The sequence below is a fragment of the Lentilactobacillus curieae genome, from assembly GCF_000785105.2.
GTDB lineage: Bacteria > Bacillota > Bacilli > Lactobacillales > Lactobacillaceae > Lentilactobacillus > Lentilactobacillus curieae.
Map to the genome: position 1 here is coordinate 802127 of NZ_CP018906.1, position 24717 is coordinate 826843.

22 protein-coding genes, 1 pseudogene and 1 other annotated feature are annotated in these 24717 nt (G+C 38.3%); of the genes and pseudogenes, 6 read left to right on the top strand and 17 right to left on the bottom strand.

From position 1 onward, the window contains the following. Positions 1–54: 54 nt before the first annotated feature. Positions 55–1023 carry a 5'-nucleotidase, lipoprotein e(P4) family gene (locus tag PL11_RS03865; protein WP_035166487.1) on the bottom strand — a complete coding sequence of 323 codons (969 nt, stop codon included), beginning with the start codon at positions 1021–1023 and terminating at the stop codon, positions 55–57. Between the two features lie 123 nt (positions 1024–1146). Between PL11_RS03865 and PL11_RS03870 the strand changes: the two genes are divergently transcribed. Then, positions 1147–1500 (top strand): DUF1801 domain-containing protein, encoded by a 354-nt coding sequence (locus tag PL11_RS03870; protein ID WP_035166488.1) that lies wholly within the window; start codon positions 1147–1149, stop codon positions 1498–1500. Positions 1501–1647: 147 nt separating this feature from the next. Then, positions 1648–2817 carry a GH25 family lysozyme gene (locus tag PL11_RS03875; protein WP_078256910.1) on the top strand — a complete coding sequence of 390 codons (1170 nt, stop codon included), beginning with the start codon at positions 1648–1650 and terminating at the stop codon, positions 2815–2817. A 48-nt stretch (positions 2818–2865) separates the two neighbouring features. On the opposite strand, the gene brnQ is transcribed toward PL11_RS03875, so the two are convergent. Further along, positions 2866–4263 carry a branched-chain amino acid transport system II carrier protein gene (gene brnQ, locus PL11_RS03880; protein WP_035166489.1) on the bottom strand — a complete coding sequence of 466 codons (1398 nt, stop codon included), beginning with the start codon at positions 4261–4263 and terminating at the stop codon, positions 2866–2868. A 125-nt stretch (positions 4264–4388) separates the two neighbouring features. After that, positions 4389–4633: a binding site (T-box leader), on the bottom strand. A gap of 137 nt (positions 4634–4770) precedes the next feature. Here brnQ and PL11_RS03885 point away from each other — a divergent pair. Further along, a complete protein-coding gene (locus PL11_RS03885) occupies positions 4771–5742 on the top strand; it encodes a 2-hydroxyacid dehydrogenase family protein (protein ID WP_035166490.1) in 972 nt (323 codons plus the stop codon). Positions 5743–5804: 62 nt separating this feature from the next. On the opposite strand, the gene PL11_RS03890 is transcribed toward PL11_RS03885, so the two are convergent. The 14 genes from PL11_RS03890 to PL11_RS03955 all read right to left on the bottom strand — a co-directional run bounded on the left by PL11_RS03890 (position 5805) and on the right by PL11_RS03955 (position 21007). After that, positions 5805–6812 carry a M48 family metalloprotease gene (locus tag PL11_RS03890; protein WP_035166491.1) on the bottom strand — a complete coding sequence of 336 codons (1008 nt, stop codon included), beginning with the start codon at positions 6810–6812 and terminating at the stop codon, positions 5805–5807. A gap of 20 nt (positions 6813–6832) precedes the next feature. Continuing rightward, positions 6833–7381, bottom strand: a complete 549-nt coding sequence (locus tag PL11_RS03895) for a LemA family protein (protein ID WP_035166492.1) — start codon at positions 7379–7381, stop codon at positions 6833–6835. A 181-nt stretch (positions 7382–7562) separates the two neighbouring features. Then, complete coding sequence (locus tag PL11_RS03900; RefSeq protein WP_035166493.1) at positions 7563–8195, bottom strand: DUF421 domain-containing protein; 633 nt, start codon at positions 8193–8195, stop codon at positions 7563–7565. Between the two features lie 4 nt (positions 8196–8199). Next, complete coding sequence (locus tag PL11_RS03905; RefSeq protein ID WP_035166494.1) at positions 8200–8646, bottom strand: DUF3290 domain-containing protein; 447 nt, start codon at positions 8644–8646, stop codon at positions 8200–8202. 66 nt (positions 8647–8712) lie between these two features. Next, positions 8713–9558: an aldo/keto reductase gene (locus tag PL11_RS03910; protein ID WP_035166496.1), complete on the bottom strand. Its 846-nt coding sequence runs from the start codon at positions 9556–9558 to the stop codon at positions 8713–8715. Positions 9559–9659: 101 nt separating this feature from the next. Beyond that, entirely contained in the window at positions 9660–11045 is a 1386-nt protein-coding gene (locus PL11_RS03915; protein WP_035166497.1) for a sugar porter family MFS transporter, read from the bottom strand. Positions 11046–11291: 246 nt separating this feature from the next. Beyond that, positions 11292–12401, bottom strand: coding sequence for a lactate oxidase (locus PL11_RS03920; protein WP_035166498.1), 1110 nt, complete (start codon positions 12399–12401; stop codon positions 11292–11294). A gap of 215 nt (positions 12402–12616) precedes the next feature. Further along, positions 12617–13054, bottom strand: coding sequence for an Rrf2 family transcriptional regulator (locus PL11_RS03925; protein WP_035166500.1), 438 nt, complete (start codon positions 13052–13054; stop codon positions 12617–12619). A 120-nt stretch (positions 13055–13174) separates the two neighbouring features. Then, positions 13175–13504, bottom strand: a complete 330-nt coding sequence (locus tag PL11_RS03930; RefSeq protein ID WP_035166501.1) for a hypothetical protein — start codon at positions 13502–13504, stop codon at positions 13175–13177. A gap of 146 nt (positions 13505–13650) precedes the next feature. After that, a complete protein-coding gene (locus PL11_RS03935) occupies positions 13651–15561 on the bottom strand; it encodes a sugar MFS transporter (RefSeq protein ID WP_035166502.1) in 1911 nt (636 codons plus the stop codon). A gap of 303 nt (positions 15562–15864) precedes the next feature. Next, on the bottom strand, positions 15865–16626 hold the full coding sequence (locus PL11_RS03940) for an NAD(P)H-dependent oxidoreductase (protein WP_035166504.1): 762 nt from the start codon (positions 16624–16626) through the stop codon (positions 15865–15867). Positions 16627–16785: 159 nt separating this feature from the next. Next, positions 16786–19482 carry an MMPL family transporter gene (locus PL11_RS03945; protein WP_035166505.1) on the bottom strand — a complete coding sequence of 899 codons (2697 nt, stop codon included), beginning with the start codon at positions 19480–19482 and terminating at the stop codon, positions 16786–16788. A 10-nt stretch (positions 19483–19492) separates the two neighbouring features. Beyond that, the gene (locus PL11_RS03950; protein WP_035166506.1) at positions 19493–20089 is read right to left on the bottom strand and encodes a TetR/AcrR family transcriptional regulator; all 597 of its coding nucleotides are present in this window, start codon (positions 20087–20089) and stop codon (positions 19493–19495) included. Positions 20090–20185: 96 nt separating this feature from the next. Next, a complete protein-coding gene (locus PL11_RS03955; RefSeq protein WP_035166507.1) occupies positions 20186–21007 on the bottom strand; it encodes a LysR family transcriptional regulator in 822 nt (273 codons plus the stop codon). A gap of 129 nt (positions 21008–21136) precedes the next feature. Here PL11_RS03955 and PL11_RS03960 point away from each other — a divergent pair, with 129 nt between their 5' ends. Continuing rightward, entirely contained in the window at positions 21137–22099 is a 963-nt protein-coding gene (locus PL11_RS03960; protein WP_035166508.1) for a TDT family transporter, read from the top strand. Positions 22100–22139: 40 nt separating this feature from the next. Here PL11_RS03960 and PL11_RS03965 read toward each other — a convergent pair whose 3' ends face one another. Next, positions 22140–23714 (bottom strand): metallophosphoesterase family protein, encoded by a 1575-nt coding sequence (locus PL11_RS03965; protein WP_052127740.1) that lies wholly within the window; start codon positions 23712–23714, stop codon positions 22140–22142. A 154-nt stretch (positions 23715–23868) separates the two neighbouring features. On the opposite strand from PL11_RS03965, the gene PL11_RS03970 reads away from it, so the two are divergent. Together PL11_RS03970 and PL11_RS10525 are read left to right on the top strand one after the other, a co-directional pair. Then, the gene (locus PL11_RS03970; protein WP_035166789.1) at positions 23869–24294 is read left to right on the top strand and encodes a MarR family winged helix-turn-helix transcriptional regulator; all 426 of its coding nucleotides are present in this window, start codon (positions 23869–23871) and stop codon (positions 24292–24294) included. 221 nt (positions 24295–24515) lie between these two features. Beyond that, a pseudogene (locus PL11_RS10525) lies at positions 24516–24716 on the top strand (hypothetical protein); the annotation flags it as partial. Between the last annotated feature and the right edge of the window lies 1 nt (position 24717).

Here is a 24717-nt window from a genome sequence, read left to right on the forward strand (position 1 = left end):
CAGGCTAACGAGAACCATCTCGTTAGCCTGTTTTTAGTTTTCGGTTTTCGGTTTCTACTTAATGTTAGCTACCTTAACTTGCTTCAATGTTTTAGTCTTATAATCAAAATACGTAATGTGTTGCTTACGAAGGTTGATTTTATCCTTAGCAGTTAAAGTTCCGTGACCGGCGTATAAAGCTGATTCCCAACCACCGTACATTGGGTTTGGAAGAATAATGTATTGAGTACCAAACTTATCTTTATTCTGTTCAACATCAGCATTTCTACCATCAACTGTGCTTTCCGAAGGATCGTTAAAATCAGTTAGGTTATCCCCAACATACATTACAACATTGTGGGTCTTTTCAATCTCATCTCTTCTAGTTTGCTTACTAGTCATAGAAGGCGTTTTTAAAATAATGTGATCTGGGTTTGCTTGTGGCAAGCCTTGGTTACGTAAGTTTTCTTCAGTTGCACTTAATTCAGTATTCGCATCACGATCAGATACATAATAGATATCTACTCCATTATGATCTGCATAGTTTAAGAATTCGCGTGCACCTGGAACAGCCTTAGCTTGGGCACTAAGAACCCAATCATGCCAGCCAGTTGGATACCCAACGTGTTGAATGATTTGGGTTCCTTCTGTTGGTGAATTATCCAAAACGGTTTCATCAATATCAAGCACTACTGCAAGCTTCTTATCTGAATGCTTAGTAAGTGCCTGTTTCAGGTTGTTGGTAGCCGTTTGGTAGCCTTGATAATAAAGTGCCTTGGCTTCGGAAGAAGTTTGATACCAGGCAACAGCCATTGTTAGTTCATCAGTAGCTTGGTTCGCATACTTCGTTGAATTACCATTTTCTTTTGTAGCTGTTGTCTTCTTAGTCCGCTTTACCTTCTTGGCTTTCTTAACTTTCTTAACCTTCTTAGCTGCTTGAGCTACGGTTTGACCATTATCAGTCGTTGGCACAAGGTTAACATCTTGACTAAATACCCCAAGGCCTAAACCAACAGCAAGTAACAACAAAAACTTAGTCTTCATTTATTATTCCTCCCCAAAAAAATAATTGTTTCATAACAATTATATGTTAAAATTCACAAACCAATCAATATAATTCCAAATTCATTTTTTAATCATTTATGCTATCAGTAAGGGGGAAATATTATGCCTAAAAAGCCATCTGTACGCAATTTTAATGAATATGTTAGCATCTCCGCACCTGGCGCTCAGCCACTCTTAATTGGATTACGAAACCAAATACTTAGTGAAACTGAATCCGTTTCCGAAACGATTTCCTGGTCCCAACCATTCTTTGTTTTACCTGATAAAAAAATAAGCACCTCCGCTTATAAAGATCACGTCAGTCTTCAAACTTCACTGGATTTGACTGACTCAATTACATCCCAAGCAAAGGCTGCTGGCTATACAACTGGGCAAAAACGACTCAACATAAAGTTCGACCAAGAATTGCCTACACAAATCATTAGCGAAATTATCAAGCAATCTGCAAATCCTTAAACAAATCTTGATAACAATCACGAGACTGTTACAGTTTTTAAAATTTTATTATCTATCATTTACTGAACCGCAACATTCGGTTATTCCTGTCAACAATGTGTTACGCTTTGCGTGAAATGAAAAATATTTCACAGGGAGATGTAGGATATGAAGCATAATTCATTAATCAAAATTGGGGTTTCTTTTGCTGCGGTCGCAGGGATTGCCCTATTTTCAAATCAAGCTAAGGCCGCTCTTTATCCATCAAGCACAAATCCAAGGACTGACATGTTAGACGTTTCTAGCTGGCAGGCAAACCTTAGTGCTAGTGATTATCAAAATTTAGCAAATAATGGCGTTAAAGCCGTAACCATTAAGGCATCTGAAGGTACGGGTTACATTAACCCTTACCTTTCACAACAAGTCCAATATGCTCAAAATGCTGGCTTAAGTATTAATTTTTATCACTTCGTTCACTTCACATCACAATCTGCTGCAAAACAAGAAGCCCAGAACTTCATTACAGCTGTTCAACAAGTGACTGATAGTAAAAATGTTGTCATGGTCGCAGATTTTGAATCATCTGAATTGGGTGGACTATCAAAAGCTGCCAATAACGCAAACCTAGCAGCATTTGACCAAACGCTTAATCAAGCTGGTTACAACAAAACCGACCTCTACACAATGTCTAGCTGGTTAGGCTCAAAAATCGACACCAACGATCAAAATAAGGGCTGGATTGCCAACTGGCCAGGAACTCCAACTGGAAATAAGTACCCAGATGCCAATGCTTGGCAATGGGCAAGTGATTACCGATTCCCAGGCGAAAACCTTAATCTAGATATTAGTCAACTAAACAACGACTTCTATCTTGGATCTGCAGGAACTTCAAGCAACCACACATCCTCAGATACTAATGATTCTAGTTCAAGTACTAATTCTGATTCTTCATCAAGTAGCACGACAGATAATTCAAACTCTGACAGTTCTACTGGTACTGATGGAACAGCAGTAATTGTTCCTGGACCTCCAGCATCAAAGAGCCAATATTCAGCAACAAGATCCAAATCTGTTAAACTAATTTGGCGTAAGTCGATGGGTAGATATGCGTTCCATACTCTTAAGGGTGCTCGTTATTCTAAACATATGGGAATTCGCTATGGATATAACGAAGACTTGCCAAACGTAACTTGGTACACAGATGCCCATCAAAAACTGTATAAGAAGAATACTGGCCATTACGCAATTTACTATCACGTTAGAAGTCATGACAATGCACATGGTGGTTGGATTTGGAGAGGCTACCTTACTAGAGGTATTAACCCAAACCAAAACTAAATTAAAAACCTCGAGACACAAATTGTGCCTCGGGGTTTTTGTATGTCCTTATTCTTTTTCTGATGAAGCAACACGTTGTCTTCCTAGAACTGGTCTTAAGAAGTGATACCCGAGCCCTAATACAGCACCAAGGACAGCAGGGACAACCCAATCCATCCCTAAACTTGCAAACGGCAATACGTGTTGTTGGAAACTAGTTAATGCTTGTCCAAATGCACTTTGGCTAACAACTGGTGGGAATGCTGCAACCATATCCAATAATGCAGGAACAGTTGTGAAACCAACTACTAGTGCATAAACTACTGGATCACGGTCGAATAATGGAGATGTTACCGAAAGTAAGATCAAAACCATAGCAAATGGATATAAGAACATTAGCATTGGAGTAGACCAAGCAATGATTGTATCCAAGCCAAAGTTTGCAGTTAAGAATGAGGCGGCACACATCATTGCCAACCATGCACGGTAACTAACCTTTGGAAAATGATGATGAAAGTCTTGTGCAAATGCAGCAACAAGGCCAACGGCTGTCGTTAAACAAGTCACCGTTAGCAATGTAGCCAATAGCGCGTGGCCAAAACCACCTAAGTAATAAGAAACTAATTGGTTAAAAGCAACTCCACCATCTGCGGATGGTTTAAAGTGTGCTAACGTGGTTGAACCTAACCAAACCAAAACAACGTAGATGGCGCCAATGGCAGCAGTAGCAAAAACTCCAGCCTTAGCAGTCACCTTTGCGTTAGAGCTTGGACGAGTTTTTCCAAGTTGCTTAACTGCAGTAACTACGGTAACCCCAAATGCTAATCCAGCTAACGCATCCATTGTGTTATATCCTTGTAAAAATCCGTTGAAGAAAGATTGATGTTGATATGCAGAAGTGACAGCCTGTTGAGAAGCCTTTCCCATTGGGCTTAAGAACCCTAACAAAAATACACTAAATAATAGCACTAAAAAGACTGGGTTAAGCACTTTCCCAACACTACTCATAACGTTTGATTCTCTAAATGAAACTAGGAAAGCAGCCCCGAAGAATAAAGCTGAAAATAAAAACAGTCCAACCTGGGCAAATGATTGTGGTAGTAATGGTTGAACTCCAACACTGAAAGGTACTGTCGCTGTTCTTGGAGTCCCAAAGAGTGGTCCAATGGTTGCGTGAATAAGAATCATAAACGTCAGTGCAAACACTGGCCCTAAGGGTTTTCCAATATCATAAACCCCTTCTGAACGCGTTACACTAACTGCAAGAACTGAAAGTAATGGCAAAACAACTGCAGTTACCAAAAAACCAACTGTGGCACTCACCCAATGAGATCCAGCCAATTGGCCCAAATGAATTGGGAAAATTAAATTTCCGGCTCCAAAAAAGAGTCCAAATAACATCGAACTGACGACAAAATATTGTTTTTTAGTTAACGGCTTAGTATTTAAGTCCTGTAATTTTTCCATTTCCATACCCCTTTTGAGAAAATAAAATACTTTTGATTGTGACTAATCTGACTAATATCAATCTGAGATTCCATTTACACCATCTCCTTTATTTTCGAAACAAAAAAGCACCCCTAGTCTAATAGACTAAGGGTGCTTCTACCTGCACGGTACCACCTTAATTCATGACACTATCACTAATGTCACCTCTCGCGTACGGCCACTATGGGCGATACGCCAGCACTATAATGGGTGCCACCAATGCACGTTACTTTTGTTTTGGTGCATCGCTCGAAAGGGATATTCCCATAAATCAATTGTGCTTCCTCTCACCTAACGAAGCTCGCTTCACAATTATCATTACGGTACTAAGCTTTCTCATCGCGTTTGCTAATAATTGTCACTTATCATAATCAGATTTAAATAAATTGTCAAATCAAAAATTCAGAAAATGTGATTATTTCTTTTAAAGACTGAATTAACCTATAATTAAAGCGGATACAATTTTATATGAGGAAGTGTTTTTACATGACTAAAGTACTGATTGCAGGAAGAATTCCAGAACACGCACTTAATATATTAAAGAACGCAAACCTAGAAGTTTCTGTTTTTGATGACAGCGAGAGGCTCATAACCAAAGACGAATTAATGAAACTTATCCCAGATAAAGATTTTTTGATAACCCCACTGTCAACACCAGTCGACTCAGAAACAATCGATGCCGGAAAAAATCTAAAATTGATTGCTAACTTCGGTGCTGGATTCAATAATATTGATACAGATTATGCCAAACAAAAAGGAATTCCCGTTACCAACACACCTAAAGTCTCTACAGTTTCAACTGCAGAAGTAACATGTGGACTGATCATCGGCCTTGCTCACCGGATGATGGAAGGTGACCACCTAATGAGAACTGAGGGCTTTAGTGGTTGGGCTCCTTTGTTCTTCCTTGGAACTGAATTAAAGGGGAAAACATTGGGAATTATTGGAATGGGACAAATTGGTCAAGCCGTTGCCAAGAGGATGCATGCATTTGACATGAATATTATCTACACTCAACGCCACCAACTAGATTCGGAAACTGAAAACAAACTTGGAGCAAAGTTTGTCACCCAAGATGACCTTATCAAACAAGCCGATGTTATCTCGATTCATCGACCAGCTACTCCCGATGCCCATCACATGATTGACGCCGAACAATTCAAACAAATGAAGAATTCAGCTGTTTTGATCAATGCAGCCCGGGGACCATTAATCAACGAAGCTGCTTTGTTGTCTGCATTAAAAAACAAAGATATTGCCGGAGCCGCACTTGATGTTTATGAAAATGAACCAGAGGTTGATGACGGATTTAAGCTGCTTAACAATGTTGTTCTCACTCCACATATTGGTAATGCAACCACAGAAGCCAGAAATGCCATGGCAGAAATAGTCGCAAACAACACGGTCAAGGTTGCCAATGGTGATAAGCCACTTTACGTTGTAAATGGCGTCAAATAAGGATTATAAGTGCAAACAAAAACCCGTAACGTTATGTTACGGGTTTTTGTTTTTGTTTCTGTTTATTCTTTATAATTATCTTCACCCATCAATCGTTTTAAACGATCAATTCGTTCATCCAGAGGCGGATGCGTGTCAAACATTTTTAGAATAAATGGAGTCTTTCCATTCTTTTTAATTGGTTCATTGATATATAAAGCTGCACTCGAAGCGTCTGCCTTTTTCATAGGAGTGGAATCATTTTTAAGTACTTCTAAGGCGTTAATTAATCCTTGTGGATCTCTGGTTAAATTAACCCCAGAAACGTCTGCTAGTGATTCACGTTCCCGAGAAACGGCAAACTGGAGGACTTGCGCGATTGGAACACCAATGATCCTGATAATCCAGCCACCAATCCAGATGATTACCCCAAACGCAATCATTCCCATCACGAAGGCCAATCCGCTCTTATTATCATCACTATCACGACTACCAAAGCTCATCCAACTGGCATTTCTCATTAGTCCAGCACCAGCAATAATTAGAACTGTCCCTGCGCCTGCAATAAAAGTTGTTAAGGCAACAGTAATTGATGACACCCTAATATCGTAGTTTTTAATATGTGAGATTTCATGGGCAATTACCCCTTCGAGTTCCTCACGGTTCATCATTAAACGTAACCCTTTAGTCACCGCAACTGCTGCGTGCTTAGGGTCGCGCCCGGTTGCGAACGCATTAGGTGCGTCTTCGTTGATCATGTAAATATCCGGAACAGGAATATTCGCAGCCATCGAAAGGTCAGTCACGATATTAAATAGTTGCTGATCATCAGACTCTTGGATTTTAACCGCATTACTCCCACGCATTAAAATATTTGTTACTCCCATATACGTGAAGAATGCATATATAACAGCCGCAACCAAAAAACCGGCCATTGTGTACAATGCGACATTTAAATCAAACACCTCTTGGCGAGACGCAAAGATGCACCCAATCAGAAAACCAATAACGGAAACAACCACGAGAAAGGCAACCAGAACAAACCAAGTTCGTCTTCTATTTTGAGAAACCTGCTTGCTAATAGTTTCCATTTATTTGCCAATCTCCTTAATTAAAATTTCATTTGTGGGACTTCTTTTGCTGATTCAGGAACTTGCAAGAATTCTTTTTGCTTAAAGTTACCTAATTTAGCCACAAGATTGCTAGGGAATGATTGAAGTTTGTTATTCAATTCCATTACGTTAGCGTTGTAATTTTGACGAGAGAATGAAATCTTATTTTCAGTGTTGGCCAGCTCTTCTTGAAGGCTCATAAAGTTTTGGTTTGCCTTTAAGTCAGGATAGTTTTCTGAAACAGCGAACAAATGGTTCAGTGTATCAGTCAGCTGGTTATCAGCCTTGACCTTGTCGCCCAAACTTGCATTTGGATCTGAAATTTGGGTTCTCATTTCAGTAACCTTTGCTAGAGTTTCCTTTTCATGAGCAGCATATCCCTTAACCGTTTCCAGCAAGTTGGGTAATAAGTCAGCCCGTCGTTGAAGCTGAACATCAATTTGACTTTCAGCCTCATCGACTAAGTTTCTTTGGCGAACTAGTCCGTTATACATCATAACGACTGCTAACACTACTAGCACGACAATCACAATTATCGCAATTAACATAATGATACCTCCCAATTAATATTAGCTTAAATCTACCATATCCATAATTAATGTAAAGGTTATACGCTGGATATTTATAGATTACTAATTGTTTTCGTTAAAATTTTTTAACCAAACGTTGTTCTCGGTATTCGCTACGCCCAAAATGTGCAACCACAAAAGTACAGTTACCCTCAAACTATCATTCGTATTTAACCACCATCATTTTTCCATGCCGGTACGTTGCCATAAAGATTGTTTTCAGCTCTTCTGGTCCAGAAATTCCTAATTTATCATAGAGCCAATCTTCGCTCTCTTCCATTACTTCTAACACATCAGGATCTAACTGGCCATCAACTACTACGGGGTAGCGGATACTTCCATCACCGCGCCTCAGAACGGTTAAACTCCCATTTTGTTCCAAAATTGCTCGCTTAACATCTTCTACATCATAAACACCAGCCGTTCGAAGTTTAAAATCTACATCTTTCGCAGATAAGTTAGCTTTTAAACAATTTTCGACTAAGATTTCTCCATTTCTCACAATCGTAATCGGTTCACCTTCAATAAATTTTCCGAACCAATGAATATGGGTTTTTAAATACCTAGTTCCCAAAATTAGCAGTGACCATAACAGCAATACCGTAATAAATTCCGCCAAAGTAATCGCTGGATTGTACAGCACCCCACCAATAATTCCACCAAGAACATAGTTCTGTAGCTGGTCCATTGCTGAAGTGGGTGCCAAGTTCCCTTTTCCTGTTAAGTTGATTAATACCGATATAAATAAGAAACCTACGATTAGTTTTACGACTATATCTGAGTACGTAAACATCTGGCTACCCCCTAATTATCTTGATTTTTGGATCGTGTAATTCAATTTTTTCTAGCACAAAACTTGTCCCATCTGAACTAAAATCAATTCTAAAAAATCCCTTTGGCGTATCAACAATTAGACCATCAGTTTGATTTGTTGAATTTACCGCCACCTGAGAAGGTTTGATTTTAAGCTCCTTTGCGGTTTGCTTTACGGTTTGCGTTATTTGCCCAGTTTGTTTTTGAGAATTTAACAAATTGCTATAATCGTTATACTGCATTGCAAGTACTAACAACAGTGCCGTTGCAAAAATAATTCCTAAATCTTTGTACTTAATTTCAAATCTATTTTTTAAATACATAAAAAAGAATGCACTAACTGCAATCACTAACACAACAATCACAATAATTTTTATGAGCTGCCGTGTATCCTGATTTGAAACTAAGTATTCATATGAGTAAAAGTTCATTTGTTATCCCCCAGACTAAAAAATACCATTTCAGTATAAAACAGAAATGGTATTTTCACTATTTAATTATTCAAATTCTTCATACTCATTTGGATCCTGACCATCAACCCGTCCGTCGCTCTTACTTAAACTGTTGATAGCAGCCATTTCATCATCAGTAAGCTGGAAATCAAATGTTTCAAGGTTAAGGCTTTGATGTTTTAAATTAGCCGACTTAGGAATTGGAATGATACCTCGTTGTTCGTGCCACCGCAGGATAACTTGCCCTACATTCTTACCATACTTGTCAGCAATCTTTTGAATAACTGGTTCCTTCAGTGCAGCGCTACCACGCCCTAGTGGACTCCATGCTTCTGTTACTACACCTCGCTGATTGTCTGCCTCAAGCATTCGTTCGTTATTCCAGTACGGATGAACTTCAATTTGGTTAACCGATGGCATCACACCAGTTTCCGATTTTAACCTATCCAAATGCTCCGGCTCAAAATTAGAAACCCCTATTGAGCGAATCAGACCTCGTTTTTGAGCATCAATCATCGCTTGAAACGCTTCTACATAATGGTCACGCTTAGGTAGTGGCCAATGAATCAAGAATAGGTCTAAATAATCTAATCCTAGCCGATAAATCGATTCTTGAATTGCCATTGTTGCGTCTTCGTACCTATGATACTTTCCGGGTAGCTTTGAAGTGACAAACAGATCGGCACGGTTAACGCCTGAGCGCTTGATTGCACGGCCAACTACTCCTTCATTATCATAGTTTGTGGCTGTATCAATTCCAACATAGCCATCCTTAATAGCAGCAAGAATATGGTTAACACCATCCCCGCCACGCATCTGATACGTTCCTAGCCCAATCGCCGGCATCTTAACACCATCATTGAGAGAAATAAATGGAATTTTGCTTGTCATGAAACTGCCTCCTTTTATACCAATAACATAACGCGATTTTTTAAAAATGTGAACTTTAAAACACAAAATCGGAAACCATATTTAGTTTCCGATTGGATGAATTATTTGTTTAAACCTTGTTTTTCAATGTCTTCAAGCGTATGACCTCTGGTTTCTGGAACCCGAGTTCTAATGAAGAGCACTCCCAGTAGGCAAATGATTCCAAAAATTGAGAACACTACTTCCTGATTCATTGAAGCAGTCATAATTGGGAATAGCAATCCAACTAGCCATGATCCAACCCAGTTGAGTGATGATGCTAAACCTGATGCCCGACCACGAACTGCAAGTGGAAACATTTCCCCAACTATAACCCAAGTTAATGGGGCCCAAGTAAATGAATAAAAGGCAACGAAAATTGAAAGGAATACCACAATTAACATTGGATGAGTTCCGGGAACAATAAACTTAAGTAAAGCAGGCATCAAAAATGAAATCCCCATCACTGCTCCACCAAGAGTTAACAATGTTCTCCGCTTAAATTTATCAGCAATTGCAATGAATACCAACGAACCAATTACCAAAATAACTCCCTGAACAATTGGCCACATTAGTGCTGAGCTAGCAGCTTTACCCGTAGCCTTTTCGATAATCAGAGGAATGTAGTAAAAAATCGCATTAGCTCCCTGAAATTGTTGGAAAGCAGCAACCCCAATACCGGCAATTACTAAAAACCGGTACTTCTTAGTAAATAGTGATCCCCAATTTGTTGTGGCTGCAGCTTGTTTTTCATCAACAGCCGCTTTTTTAATTTCATTGATTTCTTGATCAGCAGCATCTGCGCTCGGACGGATATAACCAAGAACTTTTCTAGCGTCATCTTCACGATTGTTTTTAACTAGGAAACGTGGTGATTCTGGCAACTTTAAAACTCCTGCAAATAAAATTAATGCGGGAACAGCAGCCAACCCAAGCATCAGTCTCCATGCTAATTCTTCAGGCAAATCTTTAAGTAAGAAGTCAACAACATATGATATCAACATTCCTGATACAATCATTGTTTGGTTCAGTCCCGTTAGCTGTCCCCTTAGCTTAGCCGGAGCCATCTCCGACATGTACGCAGGAACCAGTGCGGATGAAGCACCAACAGCAGTTCCAAGGAATACTCTGACCACGATCAAGTAGATTGAACCATCATGGGGAGCAAGGCCAGACAATAGTGAACCAATCATGAAAACAATGGCTGAAAGCAAAATCATCTTTCTACGACCAAGTTTATCGGATAGCTGACCCGCAATGGCGCCGCCAAATATTGCACCAAACATAACAGCTGAAGTAATCCAACCAGTAATTCCAGCACTATTTTGTAGACCCCAGTCAACTTGAAGAAATGGTAATGCACCAGTCATAACTCCAATATCGTAACCAAACAGTATTCCACCAAAAGATCCGAAGAAATAAATAAACGCGCTTGAAATCTTCTTTTCTTTAGTAACGACTTCTTCCATAAAAATAAAATCTCCTAATTGTAAAAATTTGTCCATACAAATAAATTAAAGCACTTACATTTACATCTAAATGCCATAACATCAGTAACACACGACTACTCGAATGATAAAAACGGTTACATTAAACTTTAAAAAATATATTGAACACGAGAAGTATATTATGATATTTGTACGTATAAATCAACACCTATTTAATTTATACTTACCAAAAATATTTAACTTTCAAAGCAGAATATAAAAATTATTTTAGTAATGTACTTTTACAAGTTTTGCATGTTTTACTGCTTCAATATCCTTAGTTCCAGCAAGTTGCATGTCAATTTCCAACTCATGATTGAGCTCTTCAAACACTGATTGAACTCCTTGAGCACCACCAAGTGCTAAACCATAAATTACTGGGCGACCCATTGCAACTAAGTCTGCCCCGCTTGCCAATGCTTTGAATACGTGTGATCCTCGACGAATACCACTATCAAAAATAATTGGTACTTGGTGATTAACGGCCTTAGCCACATCTTCAAGAACATCAAATGAAGCTGGTCCACCGTTCAATTGACGACCACCATGGTTTGAAACGTAGATTCCCTTTGCGCCAGCACCAATTGCAAGTAATGCATCTTCTGGTGATTCGATTCCTTTAACAATAACAGGAAGATCAGTATAATCAGCAATCCGTTTTACATCATCTGCATTAATCTTTTGAGCAGCTGATGCGTAGATTTCTTCGATTCCTTTACCTTCACCGTCCCCTTCAGAGAACTTAGTCAAGTTTGCCATTGGAATTGGGAATTGGAAGTTATTGATAATGTCAGCTTCACGATAACCATCAACAGTAGCATCAACAGTCAAAATGATTGCCTTAACGCCAGCTTTTTTAGCCTCATCTAGCAAACTTTCATTAAAGTCCCAATCTTTACTCATATAAAGTTGGAAAAATTGAGGTGCCCCTTTACCGGCAGCAGCGGTATCTGCAATTGAAGTTGATGAGTAAGTACTTTGTGCCATCAATGCACCAGCAGCAGCAACACCTTCAGCAGTTGCCTCTTCACCGCGTGAGTGTGCAAGACCTTGCGCAGCGGTTGGAGCCATCATAATTGGAGTTTTAAGATCTAATCCAAATACCTTAGTGGCAGTAGATGGGTTTTCCATATCAGTTAACGCACGGGGAACAATCTGTACGTGATTAAAAGCTTCTGAGTTATGGTTAAGTGTCCATTCATCTTCAGAACCACCAACAATATAACCAAATCCACCAGTTGGGATAATCTTTTTAGCTTCTGCCTCCAAAGAAGGTAGATTTAAAATGTTCAATTTTTCTTCACGGTCACTTTGTTCATATCCATTTACTACAGTCATATTTATTATCTCCTTTAATTTACAGTGGTCTGTCATCCAAATAAATTAAACCAAACACGCTGTTCCTTTATGTAAAAACATGTTATCCGCTCCTGTTACTTTTTTAAGCACATCTATAAATTAAAACTATTTTGTCCACTTGTCAACAAATAAATTAAAAAACCTCTACAGCTGTTTTAGTCAAACTGTAGAGGTCGATCAATTATCTGTTTATATTAAACTGTCTGAGTCTTTTTCTGAATTACACATACATCATCAAGCACTTCTTGCAGAGTAATCTTCGCCATTCTAGCTTCAGCAGTACTTTGAATCTCTTGATAATAATGGTCCAAAACATTGGGAATTACTGATCCAACTGGACAAGTCGAATTAGTCTTTTCATCAACATTAAGTAAACTATTATCTGGAGAAATAGCCAAATAGACATCTAGTAAGGATATTTCCCCCGGATTCTTAGCAAGTGAGGGAGTAGCCGCACCCTTTACCGCGTTAATTAAACCCGCATTTTTTAGCTTACTCATCATTCGTCTAATTAAACTTGGGGAAGTATTAATGCTCTCAGCTATTGCCGAGCTCTTAATTTCTGATTTATCTTGATTTAATGCAATGTATGCGAGAATGTGCGTTGCGTCACTTAACTGTGTATTAGCCATAATTATCATCCTCCTCGCTAACCTGTTATAAATTATATAACAACTCGCTAAAAAAACAAGCTTCTAAAGTTACTTGAAACATAAAAAAGCAAGCATCATTGCTTGCTCAATAATTCTATATTATTTCTTAACTCCCGCGGGGCTTTTCACGCTAGTAATATCCGTTGCACTATATATAAACGAATGTTTTTCCACCTTATACATTCCAACTTCAAAGTTGTTTTTCTTCTTCGTGTACTGTAAATCTCCCGATATTTCATACACATGCTTATTTACATAACTACTATAATCACGGTCATAGTATGGAATGCATTCCAATGCCCTAACTGGATGGCCATCCAACATCATCCGCAATTTAACGGCGTTTTCTGGTGAAAGCGACATTCCAAACGCAATCATAACTAGCCCCACTATGACAACCACAATAGCTTTAAAGATCCCTTTTTTCATTCAATATCCCCGTACCTTTCTTCCCCAAGAAAGTAATGCTTACAAGTATGTTATGGCATTGTTTACTTCAAAAATCAATAAATATAAACTTTTTTGTATACAAAAATCCCTTCCAAACAAAATTAGAAGGGATTTGTTATATCTAGTTATTTAGTAATATTTAAGACGTCGTCACCATGGGTAACTTTGCCACTAGCCTGTTTAAATTCAATGTTATGAACTTCGTCAGAGTTACTAATTACAAGCAATACCGTGTCATCTAAACCAGCTTTTTCAATCGCCGGTGCCCAGAATTCAAGCAACATATCGCCTTGTTCAACACGCTGACCCTGTTTTACGTATGAAATAAATCCAGTACCGCGCATTGTAACTGTATCAATTCCGACGTGGATCAATGTTACCACCCCGTTATCTGACTTCAATCCAACCGCGTGTCTAGTTGGAAATACAACTTCAACGGTTCCACTAAATGGTGCGTAAACTTTACCATCAGTTGGTTTAATGGCAAATCCTTTACCCATTTCACCAGAAGCGAATCTTTCATCATTAACGTTGGCTAGGTCAATCAATTCACCATCAATTGGTGCTTTATAGTCGATTACTTGAGCTTCAGATTCTGTATCTGCAGAATCATCTGTCCCTAAGTGTTGACCCCATGTCTTTTCAAGTTCATCAACAATCTCTGCATGGGCCTTTTCATCCAATTTGATTTTCTTTGAGAACAAGATTGAGGCAATCAAGAACATTACTGCTGGAATCCCAAACATCATAAACTTAAATGCTAACTGTCCACTTGGAGTGATGTCAGAAGCTGATGCTCCAGAGGTCATTCCAGCAATAATGGCTGTCAAAACAACCACTCCGTTTGAAACAGCACCACCAAGTTTATCAAGCAAAGGTCTAACCGATAGAGTCAATGATTCATCACGGTGTCCCAACTTCAATTGACCATACTCCACTGAATCAGTCAAAATCATTAGCACAACCAAGAATACTAAAGGTTGTGGAATATAGAACAACACAGCTGAGAAGAGCACCATAAATAGTGACTTACCAGAGAATGCGAATAATAGTAAAGCTAAGAACATGATTGAAATTGAAATAAAGAACACATTTTTTCGCTTAAACTTTTGTGCCAGTGGTGGAAAGGCCAAAACGGCAAATACACCAATCACCGCATTAAGTGAAGCTAGAAAACTAAATTCAGCCGGCTTACCAAGAATATAAGTGAAGTAGTAAAGTTCGAGTGAATTAGTAATGGCCATTCCAGTAGTGTAAATACCGTATGTCAAAGCCAACCACATAAGTTGATCATTGTGGACTAAGACCCCAAGAACCCCTCTAAACGTAGTCTTTTCTTTATTCTTACGCAAATCTGAGTCAATTTCTTTAGTTCCTGCAGCAACTACCATTGCAGAAATCCAGGCAATCAGCGCAACAATTGCCGCAAACGCAAACCATCCACGCTTATCACCTTGGCCGTGGTTCGCATTTACTGAGAAGAACAGAACCAACGGCATAACGATAACTCCAACAATATTTTGACCAATATTTGATCCCACCCGCGCGAAAGTGGCAATCTTTTCACGTTCATTCGAATCAAATGATAGTGCTGGGATCATTGACCAGAAGCCAATATCTTTAAATGAATAAAAAATATCCATAGTGATATATAAAATTGCAAATAAAATTAGGTATAACCATGGGTTGGATACATTTAATCCGCCTAAATCAGTGAACAGTGCTGCTAGGATGATTGATCCTAGGGTTCCACCAAACACAATCCAAGGCTTAAAATGTCCCCACCTGGTATTGGTATTATCAATTGTGTTACCAATAAACGGATCAATAACTAGCTCAACAATTCTAAGCGACGTCATGATTATCGTTATGTAGGTAATCATCTTGGCACCAGTACCACCGTTACTCTTATCAAACAAATGCGACGTAATAAACATTACGAAGTACGTTGACAGGGTAGCGTAAAACATATCGTGACCAAACGCTCCAAATGTATATGAGAGCCGTGAGGCCAACTTATGAGTCTTTTGCTGCATTGCGTACATCTCCTCAAGAAAAAAATAATTGCTTAAGTATAATGTAACCGTTTGTAGAGAATTTCACAACTTAGTTTACTTTTTAATTAGTAAATTTTACTGAATATCATTTTCAAATGGCAACTAACTCTTTACATACCAAGGGATACAACAATTTAAATAAGAAAAAATATTTTTAAAATTATATCAACTTGCTCAATGATTATTTTGTAAAAAATGAGCAAATTTCGCTTTTTGATGACAAAAAAATAAGCCACATAATCTTCAAAAAATGAAAACTACGTGACCCAATCCATTTATATTTTATCTTCTTCTATGTTTAACAAATGTAAAGAAATGCAACATGCAAGCTAGTAATACGTAAAAGATAACCACAAATGAAATCCACATTAGCCAAAAGCTGTGGTTTGCTAATAAGCCTGTCAGTGATTGGATTCCCATTGTAGCTAAAGCCATAACTGCAATCATAAAGAACAGCTCTATGTATCGTTTCATCGTGTTATCATCCTTTCGAATAGCTGAGTTTAACTTAATCCCTGCTTGCCTTAATTGCCGTTGCTTATTATTAGGCAACTCTGTTAATCCGTAGCTATTTGTAACCACGATTTCGTTTAACTTAATTACCCCAGCAGAAGACATTACCTTATCTATAATTCGGAAACTTTGATCGGTAACCCCCGTAACAAAGTTTTCGATGCTACTCATATAACAGTCGGTAATGCTGATATAATGTTTGTCCTTAAACTTATCAGGATGCGTTTCACCTAGATGATCAATCCGTACTAACCGCTGACGCATACAATCAAAGAAGTCTTTTAATTTCCCAGATAAACTTCCCCAGTACGTTGGTGCCGCAATAACCCACACGTCTGCCTCAAGCATCTTAGATTCCAGGATATCTAAAACCGGATCCTTAGCATCTCCTTTATCTGGGCCAAAATTATAATCTTCGAGATAGATAAAGTCTGTTGTATTCGGAAACTTAACTTGATTGAGAACAGTATCCAAAGCCATTCTAGTGACACCATTCTCTTTATGAGAACCAAGAATCCCCAATATCTTCATTTAATCCGCCCCCAAATTAAAGTAAATTACTTATGCCTCAATTTTAAGGATATTTATAATTTTTTACAAATCAAAAGGAGTTCCATTGTTTGAAAACAACGGAACTCCTCTATTAAAATTTAAATTTTGTCTTGATGCTTAAAATAGTCTCTACCATAACTATTCACGCTCGCTATGAGAGCCTGATTCATTTTTAATGGTATCAGAAATCGGGTAAGTTAACCTTAAGAAGCTTCCAACCACAACTGGAATCAAGAAAATCAGGAAGATTAACCCGACAATCACACCTATGGCCACTTGAATCAACGTCAATACCCCGGAAGGCATCAAGGCTGCAAATGTACCACCAAGGATTATTGCGGCTGAGATAACAACAGTTCCAATAATCGAAGCCGCCTTAACGATTCTACGGCTTGGAATATCATAGTAGACACCCAATTCTCTGTACTTAGTCATCAGGAAGATACTGTAATCCACCCCCAAAGCAACTAGCATAACAAAGGTAAAGAATGGCGTATTCCAAGTCAACAAGTCATGCCCAAGGAAATGGCCACTAATAAATCTGGTAATGCTAAGCGAGCTAAAGTAAGCAAATATCAAAGTTCCAATGATATATAGTGGCTGCAAGACTGACTTGGTTGTAAACATCAACGCAATTAGAATTCCAATTAGCATGATTATTGCAGTTCTCAAGAAGTCACTGTTGGCAGTCTTTTTAACATCAGAAATCGTTGCGGTTTGCCCGCCAACTGCAACCTTTGCTTTATTCATTGAAGTTCCCTTCAACACTGCTTTAACTTGGTCACCTAATTGATCTACGCGCTTCATGGAAGTTTGTGAGTTAGGGTCTGTTCCCAAAATAACGGTCAATTTAGCAGACTTCTTATCCTGTGAAAGGTAAGCATTGGTTGACTGCTTAAATGTATCGCTCTTTAAAACAGAGTTAGGGATGTAGAACGTGTTGGCAGCTGCAGATTTTTGCAATCCAACAAGGTAATCATCAGCTTCTTTTAAGCCCTTACCAATTTGCTCTAAACCAGCATTAGCTTGCTTCAGTGATGATTGAATAGTTTTAAGCTGCATACCGACTGCTTGAGTATCACTGCCAATTGTCTTAGTACTTGCTGCGACTGACTGAAGCTTTCCGGCAATGGCTTCGGTTTTTGCTTGTTGCTGCTGCATTGCAGCAGACAACACTTGAGTTTGCGTTGCGGTTAGCGGTTGCCCAACTTGAGTCATTTTGGCTTGAATTCCGGTAATCACAGACGAGCCACTAGTGGTCTGACTTGACTGAATGGAGCGGAGTTGTGTCGCTATACTTTGAGCATTTGACCCAATTGATTTCAAGTTAGAAGAATCAAATTTAGTGTTCTCACTCTTCTTTTGAATGGTCTTAATTCCCTTTTGAGCGGTCTTCATCCGCCCGTTCAAGGTTCTTAACTGATCATTTACATAAAGCTGGTTAAGTGCTGAACCACCAGGCTGAGTGACGGATGCTACAGTCTTAACCCCAGGTTCCTTTTGGAGTTGCTTGGTTAGCGCATCTAACGTCTTCAAATCCTTCTCGTTATTGAGTTTGTGATTAGCTCTAATGTAAATCGTAGTTGGTTCAGCAGTTCCCTTTGAGAACTGCTTTTGGACAATCTGATAACCTTGCTTTGATGACAAGTCGTTTGAAAGTTCAGTTGTATCATCATAGTTTAACTTGCTTTGATAAGTAGCTAAAAAAGGAACGGTAACGACCAGTGCAGCAATAATAGCAATCACTGGGTGTAAAACAGACTGTTTAGATAAGAATTTCCAAGTAGGACTTTCTTTAGTTGACACCCGCTCATGCGATGGCCAGAAAATCTTTTTCCCAAAGGTTGCCATAAAGAATGGGTTCATGGTCAATAGGACAAACAATAGGACAAATACCCCAATTGCAACTCCAAAGGCTGATTGATAAATCGAGAACTTAGCAAGTCCTAAAGCTGCAAACCCAATGAGAACTGAGCTACCACTGTAAAGGATAGTCTTACCAGCCACCTTGAGCGAATGCATTGTGGCCTCGGCTTTCTCCAGACCTTCATTTAAGTCATTTTTAAACTGATTGTATAACAAGATGTTATAGTCGGTTCCAATTCCAAACAGAACCACCACCATGAATACCTGGGTGAAGTTAGAAATTGTTAACCCGTAATTTTTAGCTAGATTCATTACAATGCTAAGCGAAATAATGAAGGATGTTCCGACAGTTAATAACGAAATTAATGGAACAATTGGTGAAGCAAACACAATGATTAGCACGATCAATATGAAAATTGTGGCAATCAATTCTGTCTTCTTAATCCCATCTTCAGTTGCTTTTCTAAAATCATCATTTAACACATCGCTACCTGTAACGTATGTTTTTACGCCAGCGGTTTTCGATGCTTTCTTAATATCCGAGTTCATTTTCTGCACGGAATATTTCTTCCCAACATCTAATTGAACCAGCTGAGTAGTTTTATCTTTTGAAATTAGTTGCTTTTGGGTCATCGTACTATCATTTGGCCCAGTGATCCCTTTGATATTAAGCTGTTTTGTTTGGTTCTTTAGATAATTAATGGTTGAGTTGATGTTTTGTTGTTGCGTGTCCGAAAGTTTGCCATTTTTATCATGGAACACAACAACAACTTGTCTCGTGTTGGAAATTTTGTGACCCCATTTATTTTGAATCACTTTGGCAACCTGACTTTGGGCACTATCGGGAATCTTAGTTTGCCCTTTATCTGCAAGTAGTTGCGACATGTTTGGTAACAAAATAACGGAAACCAAAATCGCAATTACCCAGCCAATAAACGCAAACCCATATCTCTTACTTAGCTTATTCATGAATTCTACCTTACTCCTTCACATTCTTTTCTCTCAATTGGTTATTGTTTAACAGCGACGAAAGATACTTGTGAGCCTTAGCTTTATCGACTGGATTATTCCGAAGAAAAATCCATTCCAAGACTAATAAAATGGTATTGCAATAATGGTCAGCAACTAACTCAGGAGGAACATCATTATCATAATTATTGCTAAATTCTTCAGCAATCTTTCTAACCAAATCTTTAAAATAATTCAAAAAGCTATTAATTAATAATCCATCCATTGAATTACATTTTTTAATGCCATCAAGTAGCTCTTCTTTCTCTGACAACAAGTCAAAGAGCCGGTCAAAATATACGTCAATCAATTCTTCAGGACTAAATTTCAAATACTCCTCTAAATGAATCTCTTGACTAAGAACATACCAGCAGTAGTTAGCTAAATCATACTTATCATCGAAATAGTTATAAAACGTGGCACGGGGAAAATTACTTACATTCGAAATTTCATTAACGCTAATATCCTCAAATGGCTTCTCCTGCAGCAAACTAAACATAGTCTGTGCGAATGCATCTAAGGTTCTTACAGCCCCTCTAGTAGGCTTTTTATTTAAGTCATACTTCATATTATCTCTCCAAAATACCCAGTATTTTTCAACACTGGGTAGTCTAGCATGCTGACCAAATTTTTGCAACTGTCTAAATTTAAACATATGTAAATATCAGTTTGAAGTTTTGACAATTTCTTCTACTAATTCCGCAAATTTTTTATCATGATAATCAGAATCTCTAACTATTAAATAGATACTCCGTGAAAAGTGATTTCCAATTTCTATTGTTGGTACTTTTTTCGGAATATCTTGATTTGAAATGATTGATTCACCAACCCCGTCAGCAAGAAGCTGCTTAATCAAACCGCTATTATTAACCTGAATAATTTTCTTTGGTTGAATACTCTCTTCACGTAAATACTGATCAGTATAGTAACCAATCCCTGAGCCGCTTTCCCGAGTAATCCATACTCCAGTCTGGTAACCTGCCCTTACTAGTTGGTCATCAGCCACTGAAATTCGCTTGATTCCTTCCGTTACTAATGGTTTTTCAATCATACCAATATCAATCTTATGGTTCACCAATTGATATAGAACATCGTCTGAATTACTAACTTTTACTAAAAAATCATTTTTACTTCCATATTTATTTTCAAGATTACCCATTATTTTTGAAAACATCACCCGAGAAACGGTCTGAGAAATACCAAATTCAACCATTCTGCGTTGTTCGCCTTCGATATTATCAATGTCACGACCAACCTCTGTCCAAATATCTATTAATTCATTAGCCCCTTTATATAGAACATCTGCTGCTTTAGTTGGAATTACTTCTCGCTTTTTTTGTCTAATAAACAGATCTGATCCAACCTGCTCCTCAAGTTGCTTAATCTGATTTGAAACCGTTGGCTGGGTAATGAACAATTGGTCGGCAGCCAATGAAAAGCTTCTGGTTTCGTATACAATTACAAATGTCTCAAGAAATTTAAACATGTAGTGAGCCCCCTTTTAACATAAGAAATATTTATGCTAAAAATAAAATTAATCAATTTTATCTATTATACTACGCAGTTTATAATTAAGACATAAAGAAAATAACTTATACATTCAGGAGGAAAACGCATGAAGACATTGTTTAGGCAAGTGCCACTACCAATTTGTGGACTAATTTTAGGAATTGCATCTTTAGGAAATTTGTTCAAGGCACTTGGACTCAATGTAGTTGCTAACGGGTTCGGAATTATCTCATCCGTTTTGATGCTGCTAGTTTTATGCAAGATCGTTACTGATTTTAAACACACAATTATGGACATTAAAGATCCAATCATTGCATCTGTTGCTCCAACCTTCACGATGGCCTTGATGATTATTGCTACTTTCATTAAAGCTTGGGGAGCTCCTAGCTTAGCTGCTGTAATCTGGGTTGCCGCAGTCATTCTCCAGTTCGTAATCATCGGTGCATTCTTCTACTTCCACATGTTAGTTCCATCAGTTGGTTTAGAAAATGTCTATCCAAGCTGGTTTGTAACATTTGTTGGAATTGGTGTAATCCCTGTTACTGCACCCAACTTTATCGTTCAACTAGGAACACCAGTGTTATGGCTCTCACTACTACTCTACGCAGTATTACTACCAATTGTCTGCGTTCGCTTACTTAGAAGGGAACTACCATTCGAAGCAACTTTACCATTGCTAACAATCATGGCTGCTCCTGCATCACTTTGCTTAACTGGCTACTTATCAATGACTAGCCACCCATCATGGGGATTCAGCTTATTTATGCTAATCCTAGCTCAAACATTATACTGGGGAACTTTAGCAAAAATCGTTAAGTATGTTCGCCTTTCATTCTATCCAAGCTTTGCAGCATTCACATTTCCTCTCGTAATATCAGCAACCGCACTAAACTTGTTTAACAAAACATTTGTACTAACAAACAACCTAAACCAGATTCTTAACGGCTTGGTTTATGTAGAACTAGTTATCGCAACATCAATGGTACTATTCGTTCTCGTACGTTACGTTGCCTTTCTTGCCAAGAAATTTCAAGTTCAACTATCAGAATTAAAAAATGAGACTTTGTAAGGTCACAAAAGCCGATGCGTTTGCATCGGCTTTTTATTTTTCAATAATGCCACTTTTCCAAAAACGAAGCTCTGTTTCGCCAACCAAATCTATATTGGTTTACGGTTGCCGTCTTTGAACTCAATCTAAATACTGACCAAGCATTAGCATTGATACCTGAAAGACTCCTAATTGACTTCTGTGGATTTCGATACTTTTCAGCACCGTCACCACGGTCGGCAATTCCAGAGGTTTGCGTAACAAACCAGATTCCATTTTTATAAGCATAGTTGTCTTGGTGAGTGTGACCGGAAATATAACCAACCACCCTGTCAGTCTTTTGCTTAAACTGACTGATCAAATTAAACACTTGGCGGCTTTCTTGAACACCTGGAATGTTAGTAACTTCATTATTTTCAAATAAGGTTTTTAGATAAGAATGCTCAGAACGTCTACGGCCAGCCATATCATAAGTGTTAACCCAGTTATCCACGCCATTAACAGCAATGTGATTTACAAACAAGGCTTGCTTATCTTCAGGAAAGTTATTGAGCTGGTCAGTTAACCACTCTATCTGTTCCCGACTGTAATGAGTGTATCCATGGCGGAAACTACTAAAGTGAATCTCCCCATCCTCTCCTGGAACTAAGTCTGCTTGGTCAAATCCATCCAGAACGATGACCCTGAATGGCGATTCTGGAATATCATACGTTCCATAAACAGCGTGGTTTTCGTTCTCACGTCGATTCAAGAAATTGCTTTGGCGAATTTCCCATGCTTGTTCGTTAGTAATCAGTTGATCGACTAAGTAACCTGAGTTATCCCTAGCGTAACCTGAATTATCGTCATGGTTTCCGTTCAAAATGATAAATGGTTTTTCGGATTCTTTAATTGCTTGAGTTCCTAGCATGACATCTTGAAAACTTATCTCCCTTGGTTTGTTACCATCATTCAAGTCACCACCATGAATAACTAAATCCACACCATAATTTTTAGCGTAATAACTCAGTAACCGCAAACTTCGTAATACGGAAACCGAACCTGGTGTTTGATAACTATCAATATGAGTATCAGTCACGTAAGCAATCAGCTTATCTGTACTGTCCATATCTTTTCTAACTTCAGCATCAAACATATCAAGTGCTAATTTTTCTTGCTCGGTTGGAATAAATTCAGAATCAAAGTCTTCATGGTTCAAATCCAATCCTTTTTCCCAATCAGTAACGTTTGCTAAAAATGAGCCCGTTTTACGACCATTAACATCAATTTTTTTACCCTTAGATTTAGCCGAATATGGCCAAATGTTTTCCCAGGGCTGTTCGGCATTCTGGTCTAAAATATTCCCAACCTTTTCATATCTACCCGGTCGCGGTAACTTAGTAATCTTTCTTAAATCTTTGGGTGCATACATTGGTAGGTAACTGCCATCCAGTAATTCAGCCCAAAAAGAGTCATTATCAATTCCCTTTACCTTGGCCTGATAATTGACCCGTTCACCGCTAGAGATTACTCTATCGGTCCGATATTGCTTTAAAAATGATGGCTGCTGGTACACAGCCACCGGCTTTTTAACTTCCAACCAACTACTTGGTTTCATCGGAAACCGATAGTCTTCTAAAGACCTTTTTGATGACATACTTTACCTCCGCATACTTTCTAGTAACAGTTTAGTTGAGCCAATACTTTGGTGCAAATTATATTTTTTGTTGCATTTACAACAAAAGTGGGCTAAATTAATTAATAACCTGGAGGTGAGTCAAATTAAGCCAGATATATTACGTAATCTTGGAATGATTGCCAGATCACTGGATTCAATCGCAAACATTGAATTTAAAGACTATGCATTAAATAAGGGTCAATACCTATATCTTGTCCGCGTTTTTGAAAATCCCGGGATCATTCAAGAGCATTTAGCAGAAATGATCAAAGTTGATCGGACAACAGCCGCTCGTTCAGTTAAGAAGCTGATAACTAACGAAATTTTGACCAGGAAACCAGACCCCGAGAATAAGAAAATTTGGCATCTTTACGCCACAGATAAGGGTAAGCGAATCGCACCTATTATTATTCGAGAAAACCAATACTCCAATGAGCGGGCATTGTCTGGAATTAGCGATGATGATGCAAAAAAACTAGCCACTTTATTGGAGCAAGTTAACAATAATATCAATGAAGATTGGCACTATGTAAAAAAAGGTAATCACAGAAAATACTAAATTTGGGGGAGTTATAGATGCAAAAATTAATTATTGATAATGGTATTTTAGATATATTCCCAGAGATTCAAATCAACATTTTAACGTTGTCAGGAATTGACAACCATCATAACGATTCACAGGAAGACTACTTCAAAAATTTACTTGCCGAAGCAACAAAAGCTTCCGCAAAATTTACTAATGAAGAAGAAACCTTCAGTAAAAATCCTGTAGTTGCTCAATGGCGTGAAGCAGAAAGAACTATGTTAACCGATGAGACAACCAATGCGGTACTAGTTATTGAATCTATCAACGAAGAACAAGCAAATCGAGCTAATAATGCAATGAGCGAACTGAAAAACTTATGCGAGGCTTATTTTAATGTAACAGGTGAAACGCAAACTTTAACTAAAGAAAATCCCGAATCAGTTATTAAAAAATAAA